Here is a 21702-nt window from a genome sequence, read left to right as displayed (position 1 = left end):
TATTGCCTACTGTGGTCGGTCCACATGGGCTACAGTGGCGCCTGCGTGGTCCGGCCACACGAAGCCGTGTGCAGTCCGCGCCCCGTCCCCGAGGAAGGAGACCCCATGCGGATCGCACTCGCCGCGACCTGCATCGCCGACGCGATGTTCCCGCAGGCCCCCCGCGCGACCGTCACGCTGCTCGAGCGGCTGGGGCACGAGGTCGTGTTCCCCGCCGGCCAGGCGTGCTGCGGCCAGATGCACGTCAACACCGGCTACGCCCGCGAGGCGGTGCCGGTGATCCGCAACCACGTCGAGACGTTCGCCCCCGTGCTCGACGGGGAGTGGGACGCCGTCGTCGTGCCCTCGGGGTCGTGCACGGGTTCCATCCGGCACCAGCAGGCGTCGGTGTGCCGCCGCGCCGGCTTCGACGAGCTCGCCGGCACCGCCGCCGCCGTCGCCGCGCACACGTACGAGCTGTCCGAGCTGCTGGTCGACGTGCTCCAGGTGACCGACGTCGGCGCCTGGTTCCCGCACCGGGTGACGTACCACCCCACCTGCCACTCCCTCCGGATGCTGCACGTGGGCGACCGGCCGCTGCGCCTGCTGCGGGCCGTCGAGGGGCTCGAGCTCGTGGACCTCGGCGACGCCGAGGGCTGCTGCGGCTTCGGCGGCACGTTCGCCCTGAAGAACGCGCCCACCTCGGCCGCGATGCTCGACGACAAGGTCGCCAGCATCCGCGCCACCGAGGCCGAGGTGGTCACCGCCGGCGACTGGTCCTGCCTCATGCACATCGGCGGTGGCCTCTCCCGGCAGGGCACGGGCGTGCGCCCCATGCACCTCGCAGAGATCCTCGCCTCCACGCGGGAGGCGCCGGTCGCGCTGCCGGGCGCTGTGGGGAGCAACCGATGAGCCGCACGTTCCTCGGCCTGCCGGGGCTGCGCCGCCCGGCCGAGCCCGTCGCCGAGCCCTTCGGGCCGGTGCCGCACCCTGCCGAGCCGCTGCGTTGGGGTCCGTCGTTCCCCGACGCCGCCAAGGAGACCCTCAAGAACGCGCAGCTGCGCCGCAACCTCGCGCACGCGACGTCGACGATCCGGGCCAAGCGGGCTCGGGTGGTCGACGAGGTGACCGACTGGGAGGCGCTGCGCGACGCCGGGTCCGCCCTCAAGGAACGGGTCATGGACCGCCTGCCCGAGCTGCTCGAGGAGCTCGAGCGCAACGTCACCGCGCGCGGCGGCGTCGTGCACTGGGCCCGCGACGCCGCGGAGGCGAACCGCATCGTCGCCGGCATCGTCAAGGCCAAGGGCACCGACGAGGTGGTCAAGGTGAAGTCCATGGCCACGCAGGAGATCGGGCTCAACGAGGCCCTCGCCGAGGAGGGCGTCGCGGCCGTCGAGACCGACCTCGCCGAGCTGATCGTGCAGCTCGCCGACGACATGCCGTCACACATCCTCGTGCCCGCGATCCACCGCAACCGCTCGGAGATCCGCGACATCTTCCTCGCCCGGATGGGCGACGCGCCCGCCGACCTGTCGGACGTGCCGCGCGAGCTCGCCATGGCAGCGCGGGCGCACCTGCGGCGCAAGTTCCTCTCCGCGAAGGTGGCGGTGTCGGGGGCGAACTTCGCGGTGGCCTCCACCGGGACGCTCGCCGTCGTCGAGTCCGAGGGCAACGGACGCATGTGCCTCACGCTTCCCGAGACGCTCGTGACGGTGATGGGGATCGAGAAGCTCGTGCCGTCGTACGAGGACCTCGAGGTGTTCCTGCAGCTGCTCCCGCGGTCCTCCACGGGCGAGCGGATGAACCCGTACACGTCCCTGTGGACGGGCGTGACGCCGGGCGACGGGCCGCAGGAGTTCCACCTCGTGCTGCTCGACAACGGCCGCACCTCCGTGCTGGCCGACGAGGTGGGCCGCTCCGCGCTGCACTGCATCCGCTGCTCCGCGTGCCTCAACGTCTGCCCGGTGTACGAGCGGGTGGGCGGCCACGCCTACGGGTCCGTGTACCCCGGCCCCATCGGGGCGATCCTCACGCCGCAGCTGACGGCGTCGTCGGGCGGGGTGTCGGGGCACGGTGATCCCAACGCCTCGCTGCCCTACGCCTCGACGCTGTGCGGGGCCTGCTACGAGGTGTGCCCGGTGAAGATCGACATCCCGTCGATCCTCGTGGACCTCCGCACCCGGGAGGTCGACGCCGACCGGTCGCACGTCACCGTGTGGGGCGCGGCCATGAAGGCGGCGTCGTTCGCGATGGCCGACGGCAAGCGGTTCGCCCTCGCCGAGAAGCCGCTGCGAGCCGGGCGGGTGCTCGCGCGCGACGGGGTGATCGGGAAGCTGCCGTATCCCGGGTCCCTGTGGACGGACGCGCGCGACCTGCCCGTGCCCCCGAAGCAGACGTTCCGGGAATGGTGGGCGGAACGGCCGGACCCGGACCAGGAGGAGGAGAAGTGACCGACGCACGCACCGAGATGCTGGCCACGATCCGGGCGGCGCTGGGCCGGACTGCGCCTGAGCCCTCCGATGTGATCGGTAGTTCGGTGCGTGATCGGCAGTCCGAACTGCCGATCACGCCCCGAACTACCGATCACATCGAGGGGGCGGCCGACGTCCCGCGCGAGTACCGGACCACCGGGGAGCACGCGCCCGGGTCGGCCGAGGTGCTCGAGATCCTGGTCGACCGGCTCGTCGACTACAAGGCGCGCGTGGTCCAGGTCCCGGCCGGCCACGTGGCAGAGGCCGTGGCGGAGGCCCTGGGCGTCTCTGGGCCTGGCCCTGCCCCCGCCCGATCGGCAGAACGTCGGATGATCGGCAGCCCGGGCTACCGATCATCCGACGAACTGCCGATCACGCCGCAGGTGGCGTCGATCGTCGTCCCACCCGGCCTCGACCCGGCCTGGCTGGCCGGGCTCGGCACGCCCGGGCCCGACGGCGGGGCCGGCGTCGACGTGCGGACCGACTCCCCCGAGGCGCCGCTCCCGGCCACCGAGCTCGACACCCTGGGCGCCGTCGTCACGGCGGCCCGGGTCGCGATCGCCGAGACGGGCACGATCGTGCTCGACGCCGGGCCGGACCAGGGCCGCCGCGCGATCTCGCTGGTCCCGGACGTGCACGTCTGCGTGGTCCGGGCAGACCAGGTGGTGCAGACGGTCCCGGAGGCCGTCCGCCTGCTCGGCGCGCACCCCGAGCGCCCGCAGACGTGGATCTCGGGACCGAGCGCCACGAGCGACATCGAGCTGGACCGGGTGGAGGGTGTCCACGGCCCGCGGACGCTGCACGTGATCCTGGCGACCTGACCGACGCGACCGACGTCACCCTCCTCGGGTTCGCCCTGTCCGCCGTCCGGCCCGACAATGGATCCCCGTGACCGTCGCCGCGCCCGAGCCCGAGCCTCTCTTCGACGTACCGCCGGGCGCCCGCCGCCCGCTGGCGCGGATCGTCCTGCTGACGGGCCCTTCGGGCTCGGGGAAGACGTCGCTGGGACGGCGTCTCGGTGCGCCGGTGGTACAGCTCGACGACTTCTACTTCGACATCGACCATCCGGGACTGCCGCAGCGGTACGGGAGCGCCGACTGGGACAGCCCGGCCACGTGGGACTCGGCGGCGGCCATGGAGGCGTTGCGCTCGATCGTGACGACGGGGCGCACGGAGGTGCCCGTCTACGACATCCCGACGTCACGCCGTACGGGCACCACGGTCGTCGAGACCCAGGGCTGCCCGGTCGTGATCGCGGAGGGCATCTTCGCGGCCGAGCTGGTGTCCGCCTGCCGGGAGGAGGGGATCCTGGGCGACGCGATCTGCCTGCAGCAGCCGCGCCTGGTCACCTTCTGGTTCCGGTTCCTCCGGGATGTTGCCGAAGCACGCAAACCTCTGGGTACTCTTCTCCGGCGCGGCTTGGGGTTGCTCAAGGCGGAACCGAGTCTCATTGAGCACTGGGTCTCCTTGGGGTGCCGCACAACCTCTCCCGCCCAGGCGCTGAGAGATATTGCGGAACTCATGGGCAAAATCTCCCCCAGGACGTAATCTGCACGTAACCGTAATGCCATGTACTCCACATGAGCAGGAAGAACCCTGTGGAACTGGAGGTGGTTGCTGTGATCCAGCGCAACGGATTGCGTGTGCTCTCCCTGTACGAGGGCTTTTTCAGTGGTGGCGCCCGGGCGCTGCACACCACGGTGGTCGCAGGGCTGCACCAGGCCGGCCGGCAGCAGCACTCGGTGCTGAGCATCCACACCGAGATGCGGCGCGAGGCCACCCTCCAGCGCATGGTGGACGACCCCCGCTACCGCGCCCTGCGGGCCGCCGGCGTGCGCGTCACCTCGCTGGGGCGCAGCACGGAGGCGGGCCTGGACCCGCGCGAGTTCACGGACGCGGAGCTCGCGGCGGCCTCACGGAACGCGCTGAGCGCCCACGTGATCCTGTCGCTGAAGGAGCAGCCGCTCCGGCTCGTGAACCAGCCGGGCTTCCCCGAGCGCCCGGTGGTCGCGTGCCTGCACCGGTCCGACCCCGAGCACCAGGGGCAGGCCCTGGGCGACCTGCTCACCGCGGCCGACGCCGGCAGGCTCACCGCCGTCGTCGCCTGCGCGGAGTCCACCCGCGACGCGTACCGCGCGGCGGGCGTGCCCTCGCACCTGCTGCGCGTCGTCCCCAACGGGATCAACCTGGCGCGGTTCCGCCCGGCGTCGGGCGCCCGGCGTCTCGCGCTGCGCGGGGCCATGGACCTGCCGTCCGACGCCACCGTCGTCACGTACGCCGCGCGGTTCGACGCCATGAAGAACCCCGAGCTGTTCCTCCGGTCGGCGCGGGTGTTCCTGGAGCTCGAGCCCGCCGGCCGGGCGCTGATGTGCGGCGCGGGCATGAGCACGTCCAACCCCGACCTCGTGGCCGCGCTGGGCCAGGTCTTCGGCGACCGGCCGGACCTGCTCGACCGGCTGCACCCGCTCGGCGTGCGGCACGACATGGAGCTCGTGTACGCCGTGTCCGACGTCGTCGCTCTGACCTCGGCGTTCGGCGAGGCGGCGCCCCTCTGCCTCATCGAGGGCGCCATGTGCGGCGCGGTGCCCGTCACCACTCCCGTGGGCGACTCAGCGTCGATCGTCGACCGCATCGGCTTCGTCACGAGCTACGACCCGCACGAGATCGCCGCGACGTGGATCGAGGCATCGGCCCGGCGGGTCGAGCTGGAGTCGGCCCGGACGGCCGCCCGGCCGCGGTTCAGCCACGTCCGGATGCTGGCCGGGTACGCGAGCGTCATCGAGCGTGCGTACCGGGACACCGGCATCCGGATGGCCCGGGTCTGACGCCGTCCCACACGAGAGGGCCGCGGGCGGGCAGGATATGCCCATGTCCACCGACGGCCCCGTCACTCTCAGCCAGGTCGCGCGCGAGGCGGGCGTGTCACTCGCCACCGCCTCGCGCGCGATCAACGGCAGCGCCACCCGTACCGTGCGCTCCGACCTGCGCGACCGTGTCCTCGAGGCGGCGCGCCGCCTCGACTACTCCCCTGACCCCAGCGCACAGGCCATGGCCCGGGGCCGTACGGCATCCCTCGGCCTCGTGGTCCACGACATCGCCGACCCCTACTTCTCCACCATCGCCGCCGGCGTCGCCGCAGCCGCCGAGCGCGAAGGCCTCATCGTCACGCTCGCCTCGACCGGCCTGCGACCGGAGCGCGAGCTCGCGTTCGTCGAGCTGGTGCACCGCCAGCGCGCCCGGGCGGTGATCCTCGCCGGGGGCCGCTTCCTACCCGACGACGGCGCGGCCGCCCCCGCCGGCGACGCCAGCGACGCCGGCTCCGGCCCCGCAGGCCCGGCCGCGACCGCCGAGGCTCTGGCGGTCGCCCTGGAGCGGTTCCGCCGGTCCGGCGGCGGCGTAGCGGTGGTGGGTCAGCCGGTGGCAGGCCTGCCCGTGGTTGAGATCGCCAACGCGGAGGGAGCCGCCGAGCTCGCCCGGACCCTGCACGGGCTCGGCTACCGGCGGTTCGCCGTGCTGGCCGGACCGCCCACGCACCACACGGCCGTGGACCGGGCCGGCGGCTTCGTCGACGCCCTCGCCGAGCTCGGCTGCGACGTGCCCGCCGAGAACCTGGTGTCGTCCGCGTTCGGCCGGGACGGCGGGTACACGGCGATGCGGTCGCTCCTCGAGCGGCCCGGCCGCCGGCCGGAGCTGGTGTTCGCGGTCGCCGACGTCATGGCCGTGGGCGCCATGGCCGCGGTCCGGGACGCAGGCCTGCGCGTGCCCGACGACGTCGCCGTCGCCGGCTTCGACGACATCCACACCCTGCGCGACGTCACGCCCGCCCTGACGACGGTGCGCGTACCCCTCGAGCAGATCGGCGAGCTCGCGACCCGGCTCGCTCTGGGCCCGGACGAGGACGCGAACCGCGTGCCGGTCCGCGGCGAGGTGGTGGTGCGGGAGAGCACCCCGCCCCTCACGCCGAGACAGTGACCTCCTCGGACAAAGCCACTCCCTCGGCCCGCCGCCGCCTGCTGACCTGCCCCGCAATACCGGGCGTTGACCCGCACACCCACCCTCGCCTACGCTTTCGGAAAGCGCATTCCGCGCCGCGACGACGAGGAGTCCTCCGATGACCACACGCACCCTGCGCATCGCCATGAACGGCGTCACCGGCCGCATGGGCTACCGCCAGCACCTGGTCCGCTCGATCCTGCCCATCCGCGAGCAGGGCGGCGTCACCCTGGCCGACGGCACCAGGGTCCAGGTCGAGCCCGTCCTGGTGGGCCGCAACGAGGAGAAGATCCGGGAGCTCGCGGCGAAGCACGACGTCGAGCACTGGACCACCGACCTCGACGCCGCCATCGCCGACGACAGCATCGACATCGTCTTCGACGCCTCCATGACGTCGCTCCGCGCCGCCACGCTGTCGAAGGCCATGAAGGCCGGCAAGCACATCTACACGGAGAAGCCCACCGCGGAGACGCTCGACGAGGCCATCGCGCTCGCCCGCCTGCGCGAGGAGACCGGCGTGACCGCCGGCGTGGTGCACGACAAGCTCTACCTCCCCGGCCTCGTGAAGCTTCGCCGCCTCGTGGACGAGGGCTTCTTCGGCCGCATCCTGTCGCTGCGCGGCGAGTTCGGCTACTGGGTCTTCGAGGGCGAGACCCAGGCCGCCCAGCGCCCCTCGTGGAACTACCGCAAGGAGGACGGCGGTGGCATGACCACCGACATGTTCTGCCACTGGAACTACGTCCTCGAGGGCATCCTGGGCCCGGTCCGCACCGTCACGGCCCGCACCATCACGCACATCCCCACCCGCTGGGACGAGTCGGGCAAGCAGTACGACGCCACCGCCGACGACGCCGCGTACGGCATCTTCGACGTCGAGACGCCGGACGGCGACCCGGTCGTGGCGCAGATCAACTCCTCGTGGGCCGTGCGCGTCTACCGCGACGAGCTCGTCGAGTTCCAGATCGACGGCACCCACGGCTCCGCGGTGGCCGGCCTGCGCAAGTGCGTGGCCCAGCAGCGCGCCCACACCCCCAAGCCCGTGTGGAACCCGGACCTCCCCGTCACCGAGCCGTTCCGGGACCAGTGGCTCGAGGTCCCGGCCAACGCCGACCTCGACAACGGCTTCAAGCTGCAGTGGGAGGAGTTCCTGCGCGACGTCGTCGCCGGCCGCCCCCACCGCTTCGACCTCCTCTCCGCCGCCCGCGGCGTGCAGCTCGCCGAGCTGGGCCTCCAGTCGTCGGCCGAGGGCCGCCGCCTCGACGTCCCGGAGATCTCCCTGTGAGCGCGGCGACCACCGGCAGCGCCCCGGTGCTCGAGGCGAGCGGCGTGTCGGTGACGCTCCCCGCCCTGGGCGACCGGTCGCCGTCGGGCACCCTGGCTCTGCGGGCCCCGGGCCCGTGGACGACGCCGGAGCGCCCGCTGGTCTCCCGCGTCGCCTTCGCGGCCGCGCACGTGGTGCCGCGGGCCGGTGCCGAGAACGTGCCCGGCGCTCCCGCCGACGTGGACTGGGACGCGACGCTCGCGTACCGGCACCGCATCTGGTCGTACGGGCTGGGCGTCGCCGACGCGATGGACACCGCGCAGCGCGGCATGGGCCTCGACTGGGCGGCCACGCAGGAGCTCGTCCGCCGGTCGGCGGCGGAGGCCCGGTCCGTGGGCGCCCGCATCGCGTGCGGCGCGGGCACGGACCAGTTCGACCCGTCGGCCCTGGAGCCGGGCGAGGCCGGCCTCCAGGCCGTGACCGACGCCTACCGCGAGCAGGTGCGCGTGGTGCAGGACGCAGGCGCGCAGGTCATCGTCATGGCGTCGCGCGCGCTCGCCAATGTGGCCCGCGGCCCCGAGGACTACGCCCGCGTCTACGACGCGGTGCTCGCCGAGGCCGGCCAGCCCGTGATCCTGCACTGGCTGGGCACCATGTTCGACCCGGCGCTCGAGGGCTACTGGGGCTCGGCGTCCGTGGACACGGCCACCGGCGTGTTCCTCGACCTGATCAAGGCCCATCAGGACCGGGTCGACGGCGTCAAGGTGTCCCTTCTGGACGCCTCGCACGAGATCGGCCTGCGCCGGTCGCTCGCGGCGCTGCCGGGCTCGCCCGTGCGGCTGTACACCGGCGACGACTTCAACTACCCGGAGCTCATCGCCGGTGACGAGCAGGGGCACTCCGACGCCCTGCTCGGCATCTTCGCGGCGATCTACCCCGCGGCCTCCACGGCGCTGCAGGCGTTCGACGCCGGCGACGCCGCACGGGGCCACGCGATCCTGGCGTCGACCGAGGCGCTGGGGCGGCACATCTTCGCCGCGCCCACGTACTACTACAAGACCGGCGTCGCGTTCCTGTCCTGGCTCAACGGCTTCCAGCCCGCCTTCTCCATGGTGGGCGGCCTGCAGGCCGGACGGTCGGTGCCGCACCTGGTCGAGCTGTTCCGGCTCGCGGACGGCTGCGGGATGCTGCTCGACCCCGAGCTCGCGGCGCGACGCCTCGCGTCGTTCCTCGCGGTGAACGGCTTCGACGCGGAGGTGACGGCGTGACCCGCGCATCGCTCAACACGGCCACCGTCAAGCACGCCACGCTGGAGGAGGCCGTCGAGGCGGCCGCCACCGCGGGCTTCGCCGCCGTCGGCCCGTGGCGCGACCGTGTGCAGGAGGTCGGTGCGGCCAAGGCCGGGCGGATCATCGCCGAGGCGGGCCTGCGGGCGTCGTCGCTGTGCCGCGGCGGGTTCCTCACCGCGGCCGACCCCGCCGGGGTCGCCGCCGCACTGGAGGACAACCGCCGGGCCATCGAGGAGACCGCCGCCATCGGGGCGAGCGAGCTCGTCTTCGTCGTGGGCGGGCTGCCCGCCATGTCGGCCCCCGGCGCCGGCCCGCGGCCGGACGCCACGGCCGCGGACCGCGACCTGGTCGCCACGCGCGCGCGTGTGGGCGACCGCATCGCCGACCTGGTGCCGTTCGCCCAGGAGCACGGGGTGCGCATCGTCCTCGAGGCGCTGCACCCCATCTTCGCCGCCGACCGGGCGGTCATCTCGACCCTCGGGCAGGCGCTCGACCTGGCGGCGCCGTTCCCGGCGTCGGCGGTGGGCGTCGTCGTCGACACGTACCACGTGTGGTGGGACCCGGCGCTGCGCTCGTCCATCGAGCGGGCCGGGGCCGAGGGCCGGATCGCGTCGTACCAGGTGTGCGACTGGATCCTGCCCCTCGCGGCGGACCCGCTGCTCTCCCGGGGCCACGTGGGCGACGGGTACGTCGACTTCGCCACGATCACCCGCTGGGTGACCGAGGCCGGGTACATGGGCGACATCGAGACGGAGATCTTCAACGAGGAGATCTGGGCCGCTCCGGCGGCCGACACCGCGGCGACGGTGCTCGCCCGGTACGAGGAGCACGTGGCGCCGCACCTCTAGGCGCCCGGTGCCGAGGCAGTCACCCCGTCGGACGGGGTGACTGCCTCGGCACATTTCCGGGTGGTCCAGCGGCGGCGCGGCGGCTCGGGGGGTAAAGTCGGGGGCTGTGACCCGGGGCCGGATCGTACGGCCCCTGTCCCGACCGCAGGACCTGGGGAGGAGCACACGGTGGGCCAGCATGGCGACGTCCGAGTCGAGGACGAGGACTGCCTCTGGGTGATGGCGGGCGAGATCGACGCCGCCGTCCAGGCGAGGTACGAGGAGCTGCTCGTCGACGCCGCGACCAGGGCCGAGCAGCGGCTCGTCATCGATCTCTCAGCGGTGACCTTCATGGACTCGGGCGGGCTGCGCCTCCTCTACCACGCCGCCGAGCACAGCTCCGAGCCCCCGCTGCTGCGCGGGGTCCCGGACCGCATCCTGGACCTTCTCGAGCTCTCCGGAGTGGCGGGACTGTTCACGATCGAGCTGGCAGAACCGGCCAAGTGACGGGGGACGGCACCATGACACTCACCGAGGCCCCGCCGCCGCCCACGATGGCCGAGGTCCACTCGTGGACCCTCGCCTCCCTCGACGACCTCGCAGACATGCGCAACGGGCTCCAGGCCATGCTGTCGCACGTCCCGGGCGAGGTGCCCGGCGCAGCACCGGGCATCGACGTCGACCGCATCGTCCTGGTGGCCAGCGAGCTCGCCACCAACGCCCTCCGCCACGGTCGCCCGCCGGTGCAGGTCCGGCTCCTGTCCGACGGCCGGGCCGCCACGGTGGACGTCGTCGACCACCGGCCCGAGACGCCTCCCGTGCTGGCAGCGGGCCGCCGCCCGGGTGCCGGCGGCTTCGGCCTGCTGCTCGCCCGCCGTGCCGCCCGCGACATCGGGTGGTTCCGGGCGGGCGACGGCGAGAAGCACGTCTGGGCGCGCTTCGCCTGAGCACGGTGTACCCCTGGCCGCCGGTTCCGGCGGCCGTCAGTCCCGGCGGACCACCAGGAGCGTCGCGTCGTCGGCCGACCGCTCGTCGCGGGTGCGGCGCACCACCTCGTCGACGTCCGACGACGGCCCGCCGGCGAACGACTCCTCGAGCCGCGCCAGGCCGGCCCTGATCGTCTCGTCCCGGCGCTCCACCAGACCGTCGCTGTAGAGCACCAGCGCGCCGCCCACGGGCACCTCGAGAGTGCGGGCGAGCGGTACCTCCCGGGCGATGCCGAGCGGCGGGGCGTCGGCCTTGGCCGCCCACTCGGGCGTCCCGTCCGCGTGCACGACCAGCAGCGGCGGGTGGCCCAGCACCACGTTCTCCACCATCCCGGTCGCCGGGTCGAGGACAGCGACCGTCAGGGTGGCGACCTCGCCCGGCAGGGTCCAGCGCGCCACCTCGACCAGGCGGCGCACCGCCTCGCGCGCCGAACCGGTGATGACGAGCGAGGCCCGCAGCGAGGTGCGGAGCTGCCCCATGGTCGCGGCAGCCTGGAGCCCGTGCCCGGTCACGTCGCCCACCACGAGGGCGAGCGCGCCCGAGGGCAGATGGAGGGCGTCGTACCAGTCGCCGCCCACGAGGCCGGAGCCCGCGGCGTCGTACCGCGCCTGGACGGTCCAGCCGTCCACGCCGGGGAGCGCCTCGGGGAGGAGGCTGCGCTGCAGCTCCTCGGTGGCCCGCACGTCCTTGCGGCCGCGCAGGTAGAGGGCCTCGACGAGGTGGCCGCGCAGCGCGGCGGCACTCTCGATCTGGTCCTCGGTCCACGGCAGGCTGTGCCCGTCGACCACCTCGCGCCAGCGCTCGTTCGAGGCGCGGAGCATGGTGCGGATCGGGTCGTCCGCCCGGACCGGGCGGCTCTCGGTCGGGTCGCCGCCCCAGTCGACGCGACGCTGGACCTCGTTGCGCAGCCAGACGACCACCTGGCCCTCGGGCAGCGCGATGGCCATGACGCCCGCGACGTCGGGCACCGCGGCCGCGAGCTCGGGCGCGGTCTCCGCCAGGCAGTCGGTCGTGAAGACCTCGTCGCCCGTCTCGCAGACCCAGTCGAGCAGCGCCTCCTGCGCCTCGCCCTCGGGGACCGAGCCGACGGTCGTGACGCGGCCCTCGGCCCGCACGATGGCGCCGTCCGCGCTGACGAGACGCTGCGTCCAGCCGGAGCGGGTGATGGCCACGCCGAGGGGCACGCTCTCGTCGCGCGAGTCGGCGGCGAGGTGCGCGAGCACCCGCTCCTGCCGTCCGGACTCCACGTCGCGGTCGCGGCCGAGCTGGGCGGAGCTCAGGGCGGAGAGCGTGGCGCAGAGGAGCTCCACGGCGGTCCGGGTGTCGTACGGCACGTCGACCGGGGCGTCGTACCCGTGGCACTTGACGAGGCCCCAGAGCCGCCCGCCGTGGAACAGCCCGACGCTCAGGACCGGCCGCAGGCCGCGGGAGCGGTAGATCTCCTCCTGGTGGGCGTCGGGGACGCCCAGCGCCGCCGAGGCCAGGTCGAGCGGCACGGCTGCCGCCGGCACCACCGCCGAGCGCACCTCGGAGGGCGGGGCCGCGAGGTCGGCCACGTAGTGGACGCCGCGCCGGCGGTACATCCGGCCGGCCGTGGGCGGCAGGTCGGAGGACGGGAAGTGCACACCGACCGCGGAGCCGATGCCCGGCCGGTACGCGTCGGCCACCACCTCGGCGTTGCCGCTCGGGTCGAGCCGGTAGACGGCGACCCGGTCGAAGCCGGTCAGCTCCCGGACCGCCCGGACCGCCACGTCGAACAGCTCGTCGAGGGAGGTCGCCCTGCCGAGATCGGCCAGCGCCTTGCGGACCACCCCGTACGTGGACGAGGCGGTTCCCTCGTGCCGGCCCGCGGCGGGCTCCAGCTCCACGACGACCAGCCCGTCGTCGGACGACGACCGGTGCAGCACCGCGTCGAAGCAGCGGCTGCCGGCACGTGACGGGGGCAGCGAGACGGCGAGCGGGTTGACCGCCTCGAGGTCGTCGGTGGTCGCGACCCGGTCGAGCAGCCAGCCGGCGGCCTCCTCGCCGAGGGCCACGGCGAGGGGCGCCCCGAGGACGTCGTCGACGGGCAGCCCCAGGTGCTCCTCCACGCTCGTCGAGGCGTGCACCACCACGCCGTCGTCGGGCCGCACAGCGAGCAGCGCACCGCGCCGCTGGATCATGGGGGGCGTGCGGAGGATCATGCTCCGGTCGCCTGCGGGGTCGCTCGTCCGCACCGTCGACGCGGCTGACGCCGCTGCGGACTCCGTCACAGGTGCCCCTCTCTCCGGGGTCGGTCAAAGCCCACAGGATACGTGAGCCTGCAGGCCCAGTATCCCGGAGCGACGAGTGATGAAGCACATTTACTTGGCAACGGCAACGGCAAGGGCGGGCGCCGACCGGGACCCGGTCAGCGCCCGCCCCACGGCCGGCCTACCGCTCCGGCAGATACGTCCGGACGTCGGCGCTCTCAGCGACGACCTGCCGAAGGTGCGCCAGCGTCACGTCACGCGGGTCGCCCAGCGCGCCCGCCGCCCGCGCCTGGACCAGCACGTTGCCCAGCGCCGTGGCCTCGACCGGCCCGGCCAGGACGGGCAGCCCCGTCGCCTCCGCGGTGAGCCGGCACAGCAGCTCGTTCCGCGCGCCGCCACCCACGACGTGCACGGCGGTGACCTCCACCCCCGCGAGGACGCCCGCCCGCTGCACCACCCGGGCGTACGCGGCGGCGAGGCTGTCCAGCACCACCCGGGCGAGCGCGGGCCGGGTCGTGGGCGGCTCGCCGCCCGCCGCCGCCACGGCCGCCCGGACCCGGCGCGGCATGTCGCCGGGGGCGAGGAAGGCGTCACCGTCCACGTCGACGAGCACGCCGGAGCGAGGCTCCGCGGCCGCCGCGTCGAGAAGCTCGCCGAGGTCGACCGGGTCGCCGTCGGCCGACCACGCCCGCACGCACTCGTCGAGCACCCACAGTCCCATGACGTTGCGCAGGTAGCGGACCGTCCCGTCGAGCCCGAGCTCGTTGGTGAAGTTGGCCGCACGGGACGCCTCCGTGAGCACCGGCTTCTCGAGCTCCAGGCCCACGAGGGACCAGGTGCCGGACGAGATGTACGCGCACGTCGCCGAGCTGAGGGGCGTCGCCGCCACAGCCGAGGCCGTGTCGTGCGAGGCGACGGCGATCACGGGCACCTCGCCCAGCCCGGTCGCCTCGCGCACGGGCTCGCACAGCGGGCCGACGACGGCGCCCGGCTCCACCAGGTCCGCCAGCCGCTGGCGCAGACCCGCGAGCTCCGGGTACGCCGAACCGAGCCGCGCGAGCAGGTCGTCGGACCAGGTGCGGGTCCGGGCGTCGAGCAGGCCGGTCGTGGACGCGTTCGTCACCTCGGCCACCCGCCGCCCGGTGAGCCAGTACGACACCAGGTCGGGGACGAGCAGCAGGTGCCGCCCGTTCGCCCAGGCGGCCTCACCCCGGCCCGCGACGAGCTGGAACTCCGTGGTGAAGGGCAGGTGCTGGAGGCCGTTCACCGCGTAGTGGTCGGCGGCCGGGACGTGCGCGTAGACGTCCTCAGGCACGCCCGTGGTCCGGTCGTCGCGGTAGCTCCAGGGTGTGCCGGCGAGCCGGCCGTCGTCGTCCAGCAGGCCGTAGTCCACGGCCCACGAGTCCACGCCGATCCCCTGGATCTCCAGGCCGAGGCGCTGCGCCTCACGGCCCGCCACCCGCAGACCCTCGACGATCCCCCGCCACAGGCCCACGACGTCCCAGTGCAGCCCGCCGTGCACCTCCCCCTCCCCGGAGGGGAGGAGGACCGGGCCGTTCGGGAACCGCCCGCACTCGACGATCTCGACGCGGGCGACGCCGTCCGGTCCCGTGGAGCCGGGGGCGCCGCCGTCGGCCGCCGGGTGGAGCGCCGCGAGGACGACCCGGCCGCTCGTCGCGCCCAGGTCGATCGCCACGAAGGCGGGCCGGGCGCCCGGCCCGGCGCTGCCGCCCGGCCCGGCGCTGCCGCCCGGCCCGGCGCTGCCGCCCGGCCCGGCGCTGCCGCCCGGCCCGGCGCTGCCGCCCGGCCGAGCCGGGGCGCCGTCGGGCATCCCGCGGCCGGGCGCGACGCCGCCGGGCCCCCCGGCCCCGCCCTCCGTGCTCACCGCAGGAACGCCGCGGCCACGCCCGAGTCGACGGGAACGTGCAGCCCCGTCGTCAGGGCCAGGTCCGGCCCGACGAGCGCGAAGACGGCCGAGGCGACGTGCTCCGGGAGCACCTCGCGCTTGAGCAGCGTGCGCTGGGCGTAGTAGGCGCCCAGCTCCGACTCGGGCACGCCGTAGACCGCGGCGCGCTTGGCCCCCCAGCCGCCCGCGAAGATGCCCGACCCGCGCACCACCCCGTCCGGGTTGATGCCGTTCACGCGGATGCCGTGCTCGCCGAGCTCGGCGGCGAGGAGCCGCACCTGGTGCGCCTGGTCTGCCTTCGCGGCCGAGTAGGCCACGTTGTTGGGCCCGGCGAACAGCGAGTTCTTGGACGCGATGTAGACGATGTCGCCGCCCAGGCCCTGGTCGATCATGACCCGCGCCGCCTCGCGGGCGACGAGGAACGAGCCCTTGGCCATGACGTCGTGCTGGAGGTCCCAGTCGCGCTCCGTGGTCTCCAGCAGCGGCTTGGAGATGGACAGGCCGGCGTTGTTGACCACGAGGTCCACCCCGCCGAACGCGAGGTTCGCCTGCCCGACGGCGGCGCTCACCTCGTCCGCGGAGGTCACGTCCGCGCGGACGGCGACGGCGACGTCGGGTCCGCCGAGCGAGTCGGCGACCGCCTGGGCGGCGTCGAGGTCGAGGTCCGCGATGACGACGCACGCGCCCTCGGCGGCGAGCCGCTCGGCGATCGCCTTGCCGATGCCCGACGCCGCGCCCGTGACGAGCGCGACCCGGGTGGCGAGGGCCTTCGGCTTCGGCATGCGCTGGAGCTTGGCCTCCTCCAGCGCCCAGTACTCGATGCGGTACTTCTCGGACTCCGCGATGGGGGCGTACGTGGAGATCGCCTCGGCGCCACGCATCACGTTGATCGCGTTGACGTAGAACTCGCCGGCCACGCGCGCCGTCTGCTTGTTGCGCCCGAACGAGAACATGCCCACGCCCGGCACCAGCACGATCGCCGGGTCGGCGCCGCGCATCGCGGGGTCGCCGAGGGCGGCGTTGCGCTCGTAGTAGGCGGCGTAGTCGGCGCGGTAGGCCTCGTGCGCGGCGCGCAGCGCAGCCACGGTGTCCTCCACCGAGCTGCTCGCCGGCACGTCCACGACCAGCGGCTTCACCTTGGTGCGCAGGAAGTGGTCGGGGCAGGAGGTGCCGAGCTCCGCCAAGGGGCCCAGCTTCTCGCGGGACAGGAAGTCGAGGACCACGTCCGAGTCGGTGAAGTGGCCCACCTGCGGCACGTCCGCGGAGGCGAGACCACGGACCACCGGCGCCAGCGCGGCGGCCTTCGCCTGCCGCTCCTCGGGCGTCAGCGCCGCGTAGCCGGGGCGGACGGCGCCGAACGGGTGCTCGGCGCGCTCGGCCGTGCGCGCGGCGATGAACTCCTCGGCCCGGCGGATGATGTCCAGCGAGCGGGCCTCGACCTCCTCGGAGGTGTCGCCCCACGCGGTGATGCCGTGCCCGCCCAGGATGCAGCCCACGGCCTGCGGGTTGGCGGCCTTCACCGCGGCGATGTCGAGGCCGAGCTGGAACCCGGGCCGGCGCCACGGCACCCAGACCACGTCGCCACCGAAGATCTCGCGCGTCAGCGCCTCACCGTCGGCGGCGGTCGCCAGGGCGATGCCCGCGTCGGGGTGAAGGTGATCGACGTGCGGTGCGTCCACGAGCCCGTGCATGGCCGTGTCGATCGACGGCGCCGCGCCACCCCGCCCGTGCAGGCAGTAGTCGAACGCGGCGACCATCTCGTCCTCGCGCTCCTCGCCCGGGTACACGTCCGCGAGGGAGCGCAGCCGGTCGAGGCGCAGCACCGCGAGGTTCTTCTCCGTCAGGGTGCCGAGGTCCCCGCCCGAGCCCTTGACCCAGAGCAGCTCCACGTCGGAGCCGGTCACCGGGTCGGTGTCCACCCCCTTGGCGGAGGTGTTGCCGCCGGCGTAGTTCGTCACCCGGGGGTCGGACCCGAGGCGGTTCGACCGGCCCACCAGGGCGGCGACCACCTGCGCGGCCGCAGCCTGCTCGCCTGTGTCGTTTCCGTCGGCGCGCTGCCCCGTAGTCACCATGCTCATGCTCCCCATCCCGCCTGCGCGCCGCCGACCCGCTCGGCGGCGACCTTCTCCGCGTAGCCCGAGGCCGCGAACGCGGCCATGGGGTCCTGCTCGAGGCCCATCTCCGTGCGGAGCTCCGCCAGGAAGGGCCGCACGTCGGTGTTGTAGGCGTCCATGAGGACGCCGTGCGCGCCGAGCACGTCGCCGGCCTGCTGGGCCGCGAGGAGCGCCTCGGCGTCGACCAGGAGCGCCTTGGCCGTGGCCTCCTGCACGTTCATGACCGACCGGATCTGGCCGGGGATCTTGGGCTCGATGTTGTGGCACTGGTCGAGCATGAAGTTCACGCCGGAGTCCGGCGCCAGGGCTCCGGCCTGGACGATCTCGTGCATGACCCGGAAGAGCTGGAACGGGTCCGCGGCGCCGACCATGAGGTCGTCGTCGGCGTAGAACCGGCTGTTGAAGTCGAAGGCGCCGAGGCGGCCCTGGCGCAGCAGCTGGGCCACGATGAACTCGATGTTGGTGCCCGGGGCGTGGTGGCCCGTGTCGAGGACCACCGAGGCGCGGTCGCCGAGCGCGAGGCAGTGCAGCAGCGAGGTGCCCCAGTCGGGCACGTCGGTGATGTAGAACGCCGGCTCGAAGAACTTGTACTCGAGCACCAGGTGCTGGTCCTCGTCGAGCGCTGCGTAGACCTCCTGCAGGCTCTCCGCCAGCCGGTCCTGACGCCCGCGGATCGAGTCCTGGCCGGGGTAGTTCAGGCCGTCCGCGAGCCAGACCTTGAGGTCCTTGGACCCCGTGGCGCGCATGACGTCGATGCACTGCTTGTGGTGGTCGATCGCCTTGCGCCGCACCCGGGCGTCCGGGTGGGTGAGGGAGCCGAGCATGAAGTCGTCGTCCTGGAAGACGTTCGAGTTGATCATGCCGATGCTCACGCCCAGGCCGGCGGCGTGCCTGGCCAGGTCCGTGAAGTCGTCGACGAGGTCCCACGGGATGTGGAGGCTCACCCGCGGCGCGACGCCCGTGTACTGGTGCACCTGGGCGGCGTCGGCGATCTTCTCGTACGGGTCGCGGGGGACGCCCTGCTGGGCGAACACCTTGAAGCGAGTGCCCGAGTTGCCGAACGCCCAGGACGGCAGCTCGATCGTCTGCAGCCGCAGGGCGGCCTTGGCCGCCTCGATCCTCTGTGTGGATGCCGTCATGGCGTCCTTCCTCTCCGCGCGTCGTCGCGCGCTTGCACGCGCACCGGTGAGCGTGCCCGTGAAACGATTCAAGAGGACTGTATGGCGCGCGTCCGGGTTGGGTCAAGCGAGGGAACTTATTCGAGTGCCGCAGCGTGTTCGGGCGCGGCGGGGCGCGGCGGGCCGCGCACATTGCTTCGGCAGTTCGTCGTCGGTTCGGCAGTTCGAAGTGCCGAACCGACGACAAAGTGCCGAAGTGATGTGCGCGCGGCGCGCGTCCGGGGCCCATCTCGGCGACGAGTTCACCGACAGGGGGGCGGCGACGGGCTCACCGCCGCGTCGGCAGGCCCGCCGCCTCGAGCTGGTCCTCCAGGTGGAACACCTCGTCGAGGATGACGAAGCCCTCGTCCGGGTTGCCCTCGTCCACGAAGAACCCGCTCATCGCGGCCTGCCAGCGGGCGTTGACCTCGGTGGCGGCCATGCCGGCCTGGGCGGCGTCGTAGTCGTCGGTCTCCAGGACGCCGACGAGCAGGCCGTCGCCCCGGAGGTACAGGTGGTAGTCGCGCCAGCCCGTGTCGCGCAGGGCTTCCAGCATGTCCGGCCACACGGCGGCGTGGGCCGCGCGATACTCGTCCAGGCGGTCCGCACGCACCTGCGAGGTGAAGCAGACCCGCCCGCGTCGGGGGGAGGTTCCGGTCATCGTCGACCCCTTCTCGTCGTGGCACGGCACCGCCGTGATGAAACGGTTCATAATGTAGCTGTGCCTGGGGCTCCCCGGGGCGAAGGAGGACACCATGACCATCTCGGCCACCCGGCGCCGGGCGTCGATCGCCGACGTGGCGCGCGTCGCCGGCGTCTCCGTGGGCACCGTGTCGAACGTGCTCAACCGGCCCGAGCGCGTGCTCCCCGCCACCCGCGAGCGGGTCGAGGCCGCCATCGAGGAGCTGGCGTTCGTGCGCAACGGCTCCGCGCGGCAGCTGCGCGCGGGCACCATCACGACCGTCGGCGCCATCGTGCTCGACATCGCCAACCCGTTCTTCACCGACGTGGCACGCGGCATCGAGGCCCGCCTCGAGCGGGACGACTACACGGTCATGATGGCGAGCTCCGACGACGACCCGGCGCGCGAGCACCGCTACCTGCGCCTCTTCGAGGAGCACGGCGTGCAGGGCGTCATGGTGGTGCCCGCGACCGACGACATCTCGCACCTGCTCTCGCTGCGCGAGCGCGGTGTCGGGGTGGTGCTGCTCGACCGTCCGTCGCCGGTCGCGGACCTCTCGTCGGTCGCTGTCGACGACGTGCACGGAGGCGAGCTGGCCGCCCGCCACCTGCTGGAGCAGGGGCACACCCGGATCGCCTTCCTCAACGGCCCGCACACCATCCGCCAGTGCGCCGACCGGCACGCCGGCGTCGTCCGCGCCCTGGAGGCCGCGGGCCTCGACCCGGCCGACGCGCTCGTGGAGGTCACGGTGCCGTCCCTCAACGCCGACGGCGGCGAGGCCGGCGTCCGCACGCTCCTCGCCCGCGGCGTGCGCCCCAGCGCGGTGTTCTGCGTGAACGACCTGACGGCGCTCGGCGCCCTGCGCACCCTGCGCCGCGAGGGCATCGTGGTGCCCGACGAGGTGGCGCTCGTGGGGTACGACGACGTCACGTTCGCGGCCGAGCTGGCCACCCCCCTGACGTCGGTGCGCCAGCCCACGCACCAGCTCGGGGAGACCGCGGCCGACATCCTCCTGCGCGGGCGTGACGTGCCGGCCGAGCAGGTCGTGTTCCAGCCGGAGCTGGTGGTGCGGGCGTCGTCGGCGCGGCAGGTCTGACGCCGAGGGCCAGAACGACTTCACCCATCCGCCCTATTTACGACACTTATCCATAACGCTAACTTTGCCCGGTCGGTGCAGGACACCCCCACCGGGCAAAGGAGCCTTGTGAAACATCCGAAGTTCATCCTTCGAACGATCGCTGTCGTCAACATCGCCCTCGTCGCGTCCATCGGGGTTGTCCTCACCTCGTCCGCCGAGCCCTACAGCGGAATCGGCCAGGAGACCCCCAAGATCGCCGTCTACCCGTACAGCTACAACAGCACGTGGCAGACGCCCATGAACCAGTCGCTCTCGAACTGGAACGCCACGTACTCGCCGGTGAGCCTCACCAAGAGCACCAACTCCGGGTCGAGCATCACGGCCGCGTCGTACAGCGACACCTGGTACGGCTACTACCAGGCGTGCGGCGGGACGTGCCTGTACATCCGGCTGAACTCGCGCACGATCTCGGGCGATGCATCCAACTTCGGCAACTTCGTCCAGAGCGTCCTCGTCCACGAGTACGGCCACGCGCTCTACCTGGGTCACCGCGACGGGGCGGACTCGATCATGAACCGCAACCGGAACCGGAACACCATGACCAAGCCCTCTCTGAGCGACGCGGCGAACGTGCGCAGCTTCTACCCGTCCTGGACGAGCTCATGAGCGCCCGCACCGTGCAGCGCGCGGTCACCGGGTCGGCGCACGGCCTCCTGGTCACGGGGCTCCTGACGACGGCCGCTCTCGCGTCGACGCTCGCCCTGGCCCTCAGCGGCGCGCTCAGCCCGGCCCAGCCGACGATCCTCGAGTTCTCGGCGGACTACCCGGCGTTCGACTCCGTCGAGGACCTCGAGCAAGCTGCCGACCTGGTGGTCGTCGCGCGGTTCTCGGGCGACTCCCGGACCGACCTCGTGCTCCCTCAGGAGTCCAGCTCGACGGACCCGGTGGTCAACCCGCTGGCAGGCGTGGACCCGTCGGTCGAACAGCCCCCGACCCAGCCGATCGTGACCACGCTCCACAGCGCGACCGTGATCCGCTCCCTGTCTGGCGGGCTGGAGGCCGGCTCGGTGATCGAGGTCCGTGAGCTGGGAGGCACGCACGACGGCGTCACGTACGTCTCGGACAGCTCCCGCATCAACAGTCGCGGGACCTACCTGATGTTCCTTGCGGAGATCGAGCCCGGCCGGTACGCGCTCCTCAATCCTGACGAGGCCAAGTTCCCGATGGCGGCGGGCGGAAAGCCTGCCAAACTGACGACGAACGAGAGCCTGGTGACGACGGAGGACCTTCGCGCGTATGTCGACTAGAAAACAGGCCCGGGGGATCGTGGTGATCCTCGCGCTCTCCTCCGTGCTCGTCGGCTGCTCGGACAGTACCGTCCGGTCACGGTGGACGAGCTCCGACGGTGACGCCACGGTGGAGGCCGTGTCCGGAAGCCGGCACTGCGACTGGTCCAGCATCACGTTCATCGACCTCCCGCCCGGCAAGTACGCCGCCGACCCCGACGGGCTCGTCCCCGAGGAGTGGCGGGAGGCCGAGTACGAGGAGGACGTGGACCTCCCGGACGACGCCGTCGACAGCGGCTTCACGTCGGGCGACGAGAAGATCTGGTTCGCCGCCGACGAGACGGTCGCGTTCGTGGGCACCGGGGAGTCGGTCGATGCCTGGCCCAGGATCGTGCCGGGGTACGGCTGCGACTGACACCTTCTGCCCGCCGCGCACATTGC

At 73.3% G+C, this 21702-nt stretch carries 20 protein-coding genes; 15 read left to right on the top strand and 5 right to left on the bottom strand.

Features of this window, described 5'->3' with window-relative positions; all coding sequences use genetic code 11:
* Nucleotides 1-105: 105 nt before the first annotated feature.
* The 11 genes from AC060K_RS10385 (at nt 106) to AC060K_RS10335 (ending at nt 10767) form a co-directional block, all read left to right on the top strand.
* Nucleotides 106-891 (top strand): (Fe-S)-binding protein, encoded by a 786-nt coding sequence (locus AC060K_RS10385; protein WP_483765352.1) that lies wholly within the window; start codon nt 106-108, stop codon nt 889-891.
* Nucleotides 888-2429: a LutB/LldF family L-lactate oxidation iron-sulfur protein gene (locus tag AC060K_RS10380; RefSeq protein ID WP_483765351.1), complete on the top strand. Its 1542-nt coding sequence runs from the start codon at nt 888-890 to the stop codon at nt 2427-2429. Before AC060K_RS10385 ends, AC060K_RS10380 begins: the two co-directional genes overlap by 4 nt.
* On the top strand, nt 2426-3271 hold the full coding sequence (locus AC060K_RS10375) for a LutC/YkgG family protein (RefSeq protein WP_483765350.1): 846 nt from the start codon (nt 2426-2428) through the stop codon (nt 3269-3271). The genes AC060K_RS10380 and AC060K_RS10375 overlap by 4 nt, the downstream gene beginning before the upstream one ends.
* Before the next feature lie 67 nt (nt 3272-3338).
* Nucleotides 3339-3998: a uridine kinase family protein gene (locus tag AC060K_RS10370; protein WP_483765349.1), complete on the top strand. Its 660-nt coding sequence runs from the start codon at nt 3339-3341 to the stop codon at nt 3996-3998.
* Nucleotides 3999-4069: 71 nt separating this feature from the next.
* The gene (locus AC060K_RS10365; protein ID WP_483765348.1) at nt 4070-5275 is read left to right on the top strand and encodes a glycosyltransferase; all 1206 of its coding nucleotides are present in this window, start codon (nt 4070-4072) and stop codon (nt 5273-5275) included.
* 43 nt (nt 5276-5318) lie between these two features.
* Nucleotides 5319-6422, top strand: coding sequence for a LacI family DNA-binding transcriptional regulator (locus AC060K_RS10360; protein ID WP_483765347.1), 1104 nt, complete (start codon nt 5319-5321; stop codon nt 6420-6422).
* Between the two features lie 139 nt (nt 6423-6561).
* The gene (locus AC060K_RS10355) at nt 6562-7725 is read left to right on the top strand and encodes a Gfo/Idh/MocA family protein (RefSeq protein WP_483765346.1); all 1164 of its coding nucleotides are present in this window, start codon (nt 6562-6564) and stop codon (nt 7723-7725) included.
* Nucleotides 7726-7775: 50 nt separating this feature from the next.
* Nucleotides 7776-8972 (top strand): dihydrodipicolinate synthase family protein, encoded by a 1197-nt coding sequence (locus AC060K_RS10350; protein ID WP_483765443.1) that lies wholly within the window; start codon nt 7776-7778, stop codon nt 8970-8972.
* Nucleotides 8969-9841, top strand: coding sequence for a sugar phosphate isomerase/epimerase family protein (locus AC060K_RS10345; RefSeq protein WP_483765345.1), 873 nt, complete (start codon nt 8969-8971; stop codon nt 9839-9841). The genes AC060K_RS10350 and AC060K_RS10345 overlap by 4 nt, the downstream gene beginning before the upstream one ends.
* Nucleotides 9842-10009: 168 nt before the next feature.
* Nucleotides 10010-10327, top strand: coding sequence for an STAS domain-containing protein (locus AC060K_RS10340; RefSeq protein WP_483765344.1), 318 nt, complete (start codon nt 10010-10012; stop codon nt 10325-10327).
* A 14-nt stretch (nt 10328-10341) separates the two neighbouring features.
* Nucleotides 10342-10767: an ATP-binding protein gene (locus AC060K_RS10335; protein WP_483765343.1), complete on the top strand. Its 426-nt coding sequence runs from the start codon at nt 10342-10344 to the stop codon at nt 10765-10767.
* Between the two features lie 36 nt (nt 10768-10803).
* On the opposite strand, the gene AC060K_RS10330 is transcribed toward AC060K_RS10335, so the two are convergent.
* The 5 genes from AC060K_RS10330 to AC060K_RS10310 all read right to left on the bottom strand — a co-directional run bounded on the left by AC060K_RS10330 (nt 10804) and on the right by AC060K_RS10310 (nt 18876).
* Nucleotides 10804-13059 (bottom strand): SpoIIE family protein phosphatase, encoded by a 2256-nt coding sequence (locus AC060K_RS10330; protein WP_483765342.1) that lies wholly within the window; start codon nt 13057-13059, stop codon nt 10804-10806.
* 160 nt (nt 13060-13219) lie between these two features.
* A complete protein-coding gene (locus tag AC060K_RS10325; protein ID WP_483765341.1) occupies nt 13220-14923 on the bottom strand; it encodes a rhamnulokinase in 1704 nt (567 codons plus the stop codon).
* Complete coding sequence (locus AC060K_RS10320; protein WP_483765340.1) at nt 14920-17031, bottom strand: bifunctional aldolase/short-chain dehydrogenase; 2112 nt, start codon at nt 17029-17031, stop codon at nt 14920-14922. Before AC060K_RS10320 ends, AC060K_RS10325 begins: the two co-directional genes overlap by 4 nt.
* A complete protein-coding gene (gene rhaI, locus AC060K_RS10315; RefSeq protein WP_483765339.1) occupies nt 17019-18197 on the bottom strand; it encodes an L-rhamnose isomerase in 1179 nt (392 codons plus the stop codon). The genes AC060K_RS10320 and rhaI overlap by 13 nt, the downstream gene beginning before the upstream one ends.
* 307 nt (nt 18198-18504) lie before the next feature.
* Nucleotides 18505-18876, bottom strand: a complete 372-nt coding sequence (locus tag AC060K_RS10310) for an L-rhamnose mutarotase (protein WP_483765338.1) — start codon at nt 18874-18876, stop codon at nt 18505-18507.
* 94 nt (nt 18877-18970) lie between these two features.
* On the opposite strand from AC060K_RS10310, the gene AC060K_RS10305 reads away from it, so the two are divergent.
* The 4 genes from AC060K_RS10305 to AC060K_RS10290 all read left to right on the top strand — a co-directional run bounded on the left by AC060K_RS10305 (nt 18971) and on the right by AC060K_RS10290 (nt 21676).
* A complete protein-coding gene (locus AC060K_RS10305; RefSeq protein WP_483765337.1) occupies nt 18971-19993 on the top strand; it encodes a LacI family DNA-binding transcriptional regulator in 1023 nt (340 codons plus the stop codon).
* 108 nt (nt 19994-20101) lie between these two features.
* Nucleotides 20102-20641, top strand: coding sequence for a matrixin family metalloprotease (locus tag AC060K_RS10300; protein WP_483765336.1), 540 nt, complete (start codon nt 20102-20104; stop codon nt 20639-20641).
* Nucleotides 20638-21282, top strand: a complete 645-nt coding sequence (locus AC060K_RS10295; RefSeq protein WP_483765335.1) for a hypothetical protein — start codon at nt 20638-20640, stop codon at nt 21280-21282. The genes AC060K_RS10300 and AC060K_RS10295 overlap by 4 nt, the downstream gene beginning before the upstream one ends.
* Nucleotides 21272-21676 (top strand): hypothetical protein, encoded by a 405-nt coding sequence (locus tag AC060K_RS10290; RefSeq protein WP_483765334.1) that lies wholly within the window; start codon nt 21272-21274, stop codon nt 21674-21676. Before AC060K_RS10295 ends, AC060K_RS10290 begins: the two co-directional genes overlap by 11 nt.
* Nucleotides 21677-21702: the final 26 nt, after the last annotated feature.

The organism is Antribacter sp. NEAU-D49 (assembly GCF_057158775.1).
Note: the sequence above shows the minus strand (reverse complement) of the source record. Positions and strands in the feature narration are given on the sequence as shown.

Bases quoted from the DNA above. Each gene is read 5' to 3' on its own strand.
- AC060K_RS10385 (WP_483765352.1), top strand. From the start codon at position 106: ATGCGGATCGCACTCGCCGCGACCTGCATCGCCGACGCGATGTTCCCG.
- AC060K_RS10320 (WP_483765340.1), bottom strand. From the start codon at position 17,031: ATGGGGAGCATGAGCATGGTGACTACGGGGCAGCGCGCCGACGGAAAC.
- rhaI (WP_483765339.1), bottom strand. From the start codon at position 18,197: ATGACGGCATCCACACAGAGGATCGAGGCGGCCAAGGCCGCCCTGCGG.
- AC060K_RS10335 (WP_483765343.1), top strand. From the start codon at position 10,342: ATGACACTCACCGAGGCCCCGCCGCCGCCCACGATGGCCGAGGTCCAC.
- AC060K_RS10380 (WP_483765351.1), top strand. From the start codon at position 888: ATGAGCCGCACGTTCCTCGGCCTGCCGGGGCTGCGCCGCCCGGCCGAG.
- AC060K_RS10360 (WP_483765347.1), top strand. From the start codon at position 5,319: ATGTCCACCGACGGCCCCGTCACTCTCAGCCAGGTCGCGCGCGAGGCG.
- AC060K_RS10310 (WP_483765338.1), bottom strand. From the start codon at position 18,876: ATGACCGGAACCTCCCCCCGACGCGGGCGGGTCTGCTTCACCTCGCAG.
- AC060K_RS10290 (WP_483765334.1), top strand. From the start codon at position 21,272: ATGTCGACTAGAAAACAGGCCCGGGGGATCGTGGTGATCCTCGCGCTC.
- AC060K_RS10305 (WP_483765337.1), top strand. From the start codon at position 18,971: ATGACCATCTCGGCCACCCGGCGCCGGGCGTCGATCGCCGACGTGGCG.
- AC060K_RS10355 (WP_483765346.1), top strand. From the start codon at position 6,562: ATGACCACACGCACCCTGCGCATCGCCATGAACGGCGTCACCGGCCGC.
- AC060K_RS10295 (WP_483765335.1), top strand. From the start codon at position 20,638: ATGAGCGCCCGCACCGTGCAGCGCGCGGTCACCGGGTCGGCGCACGGC.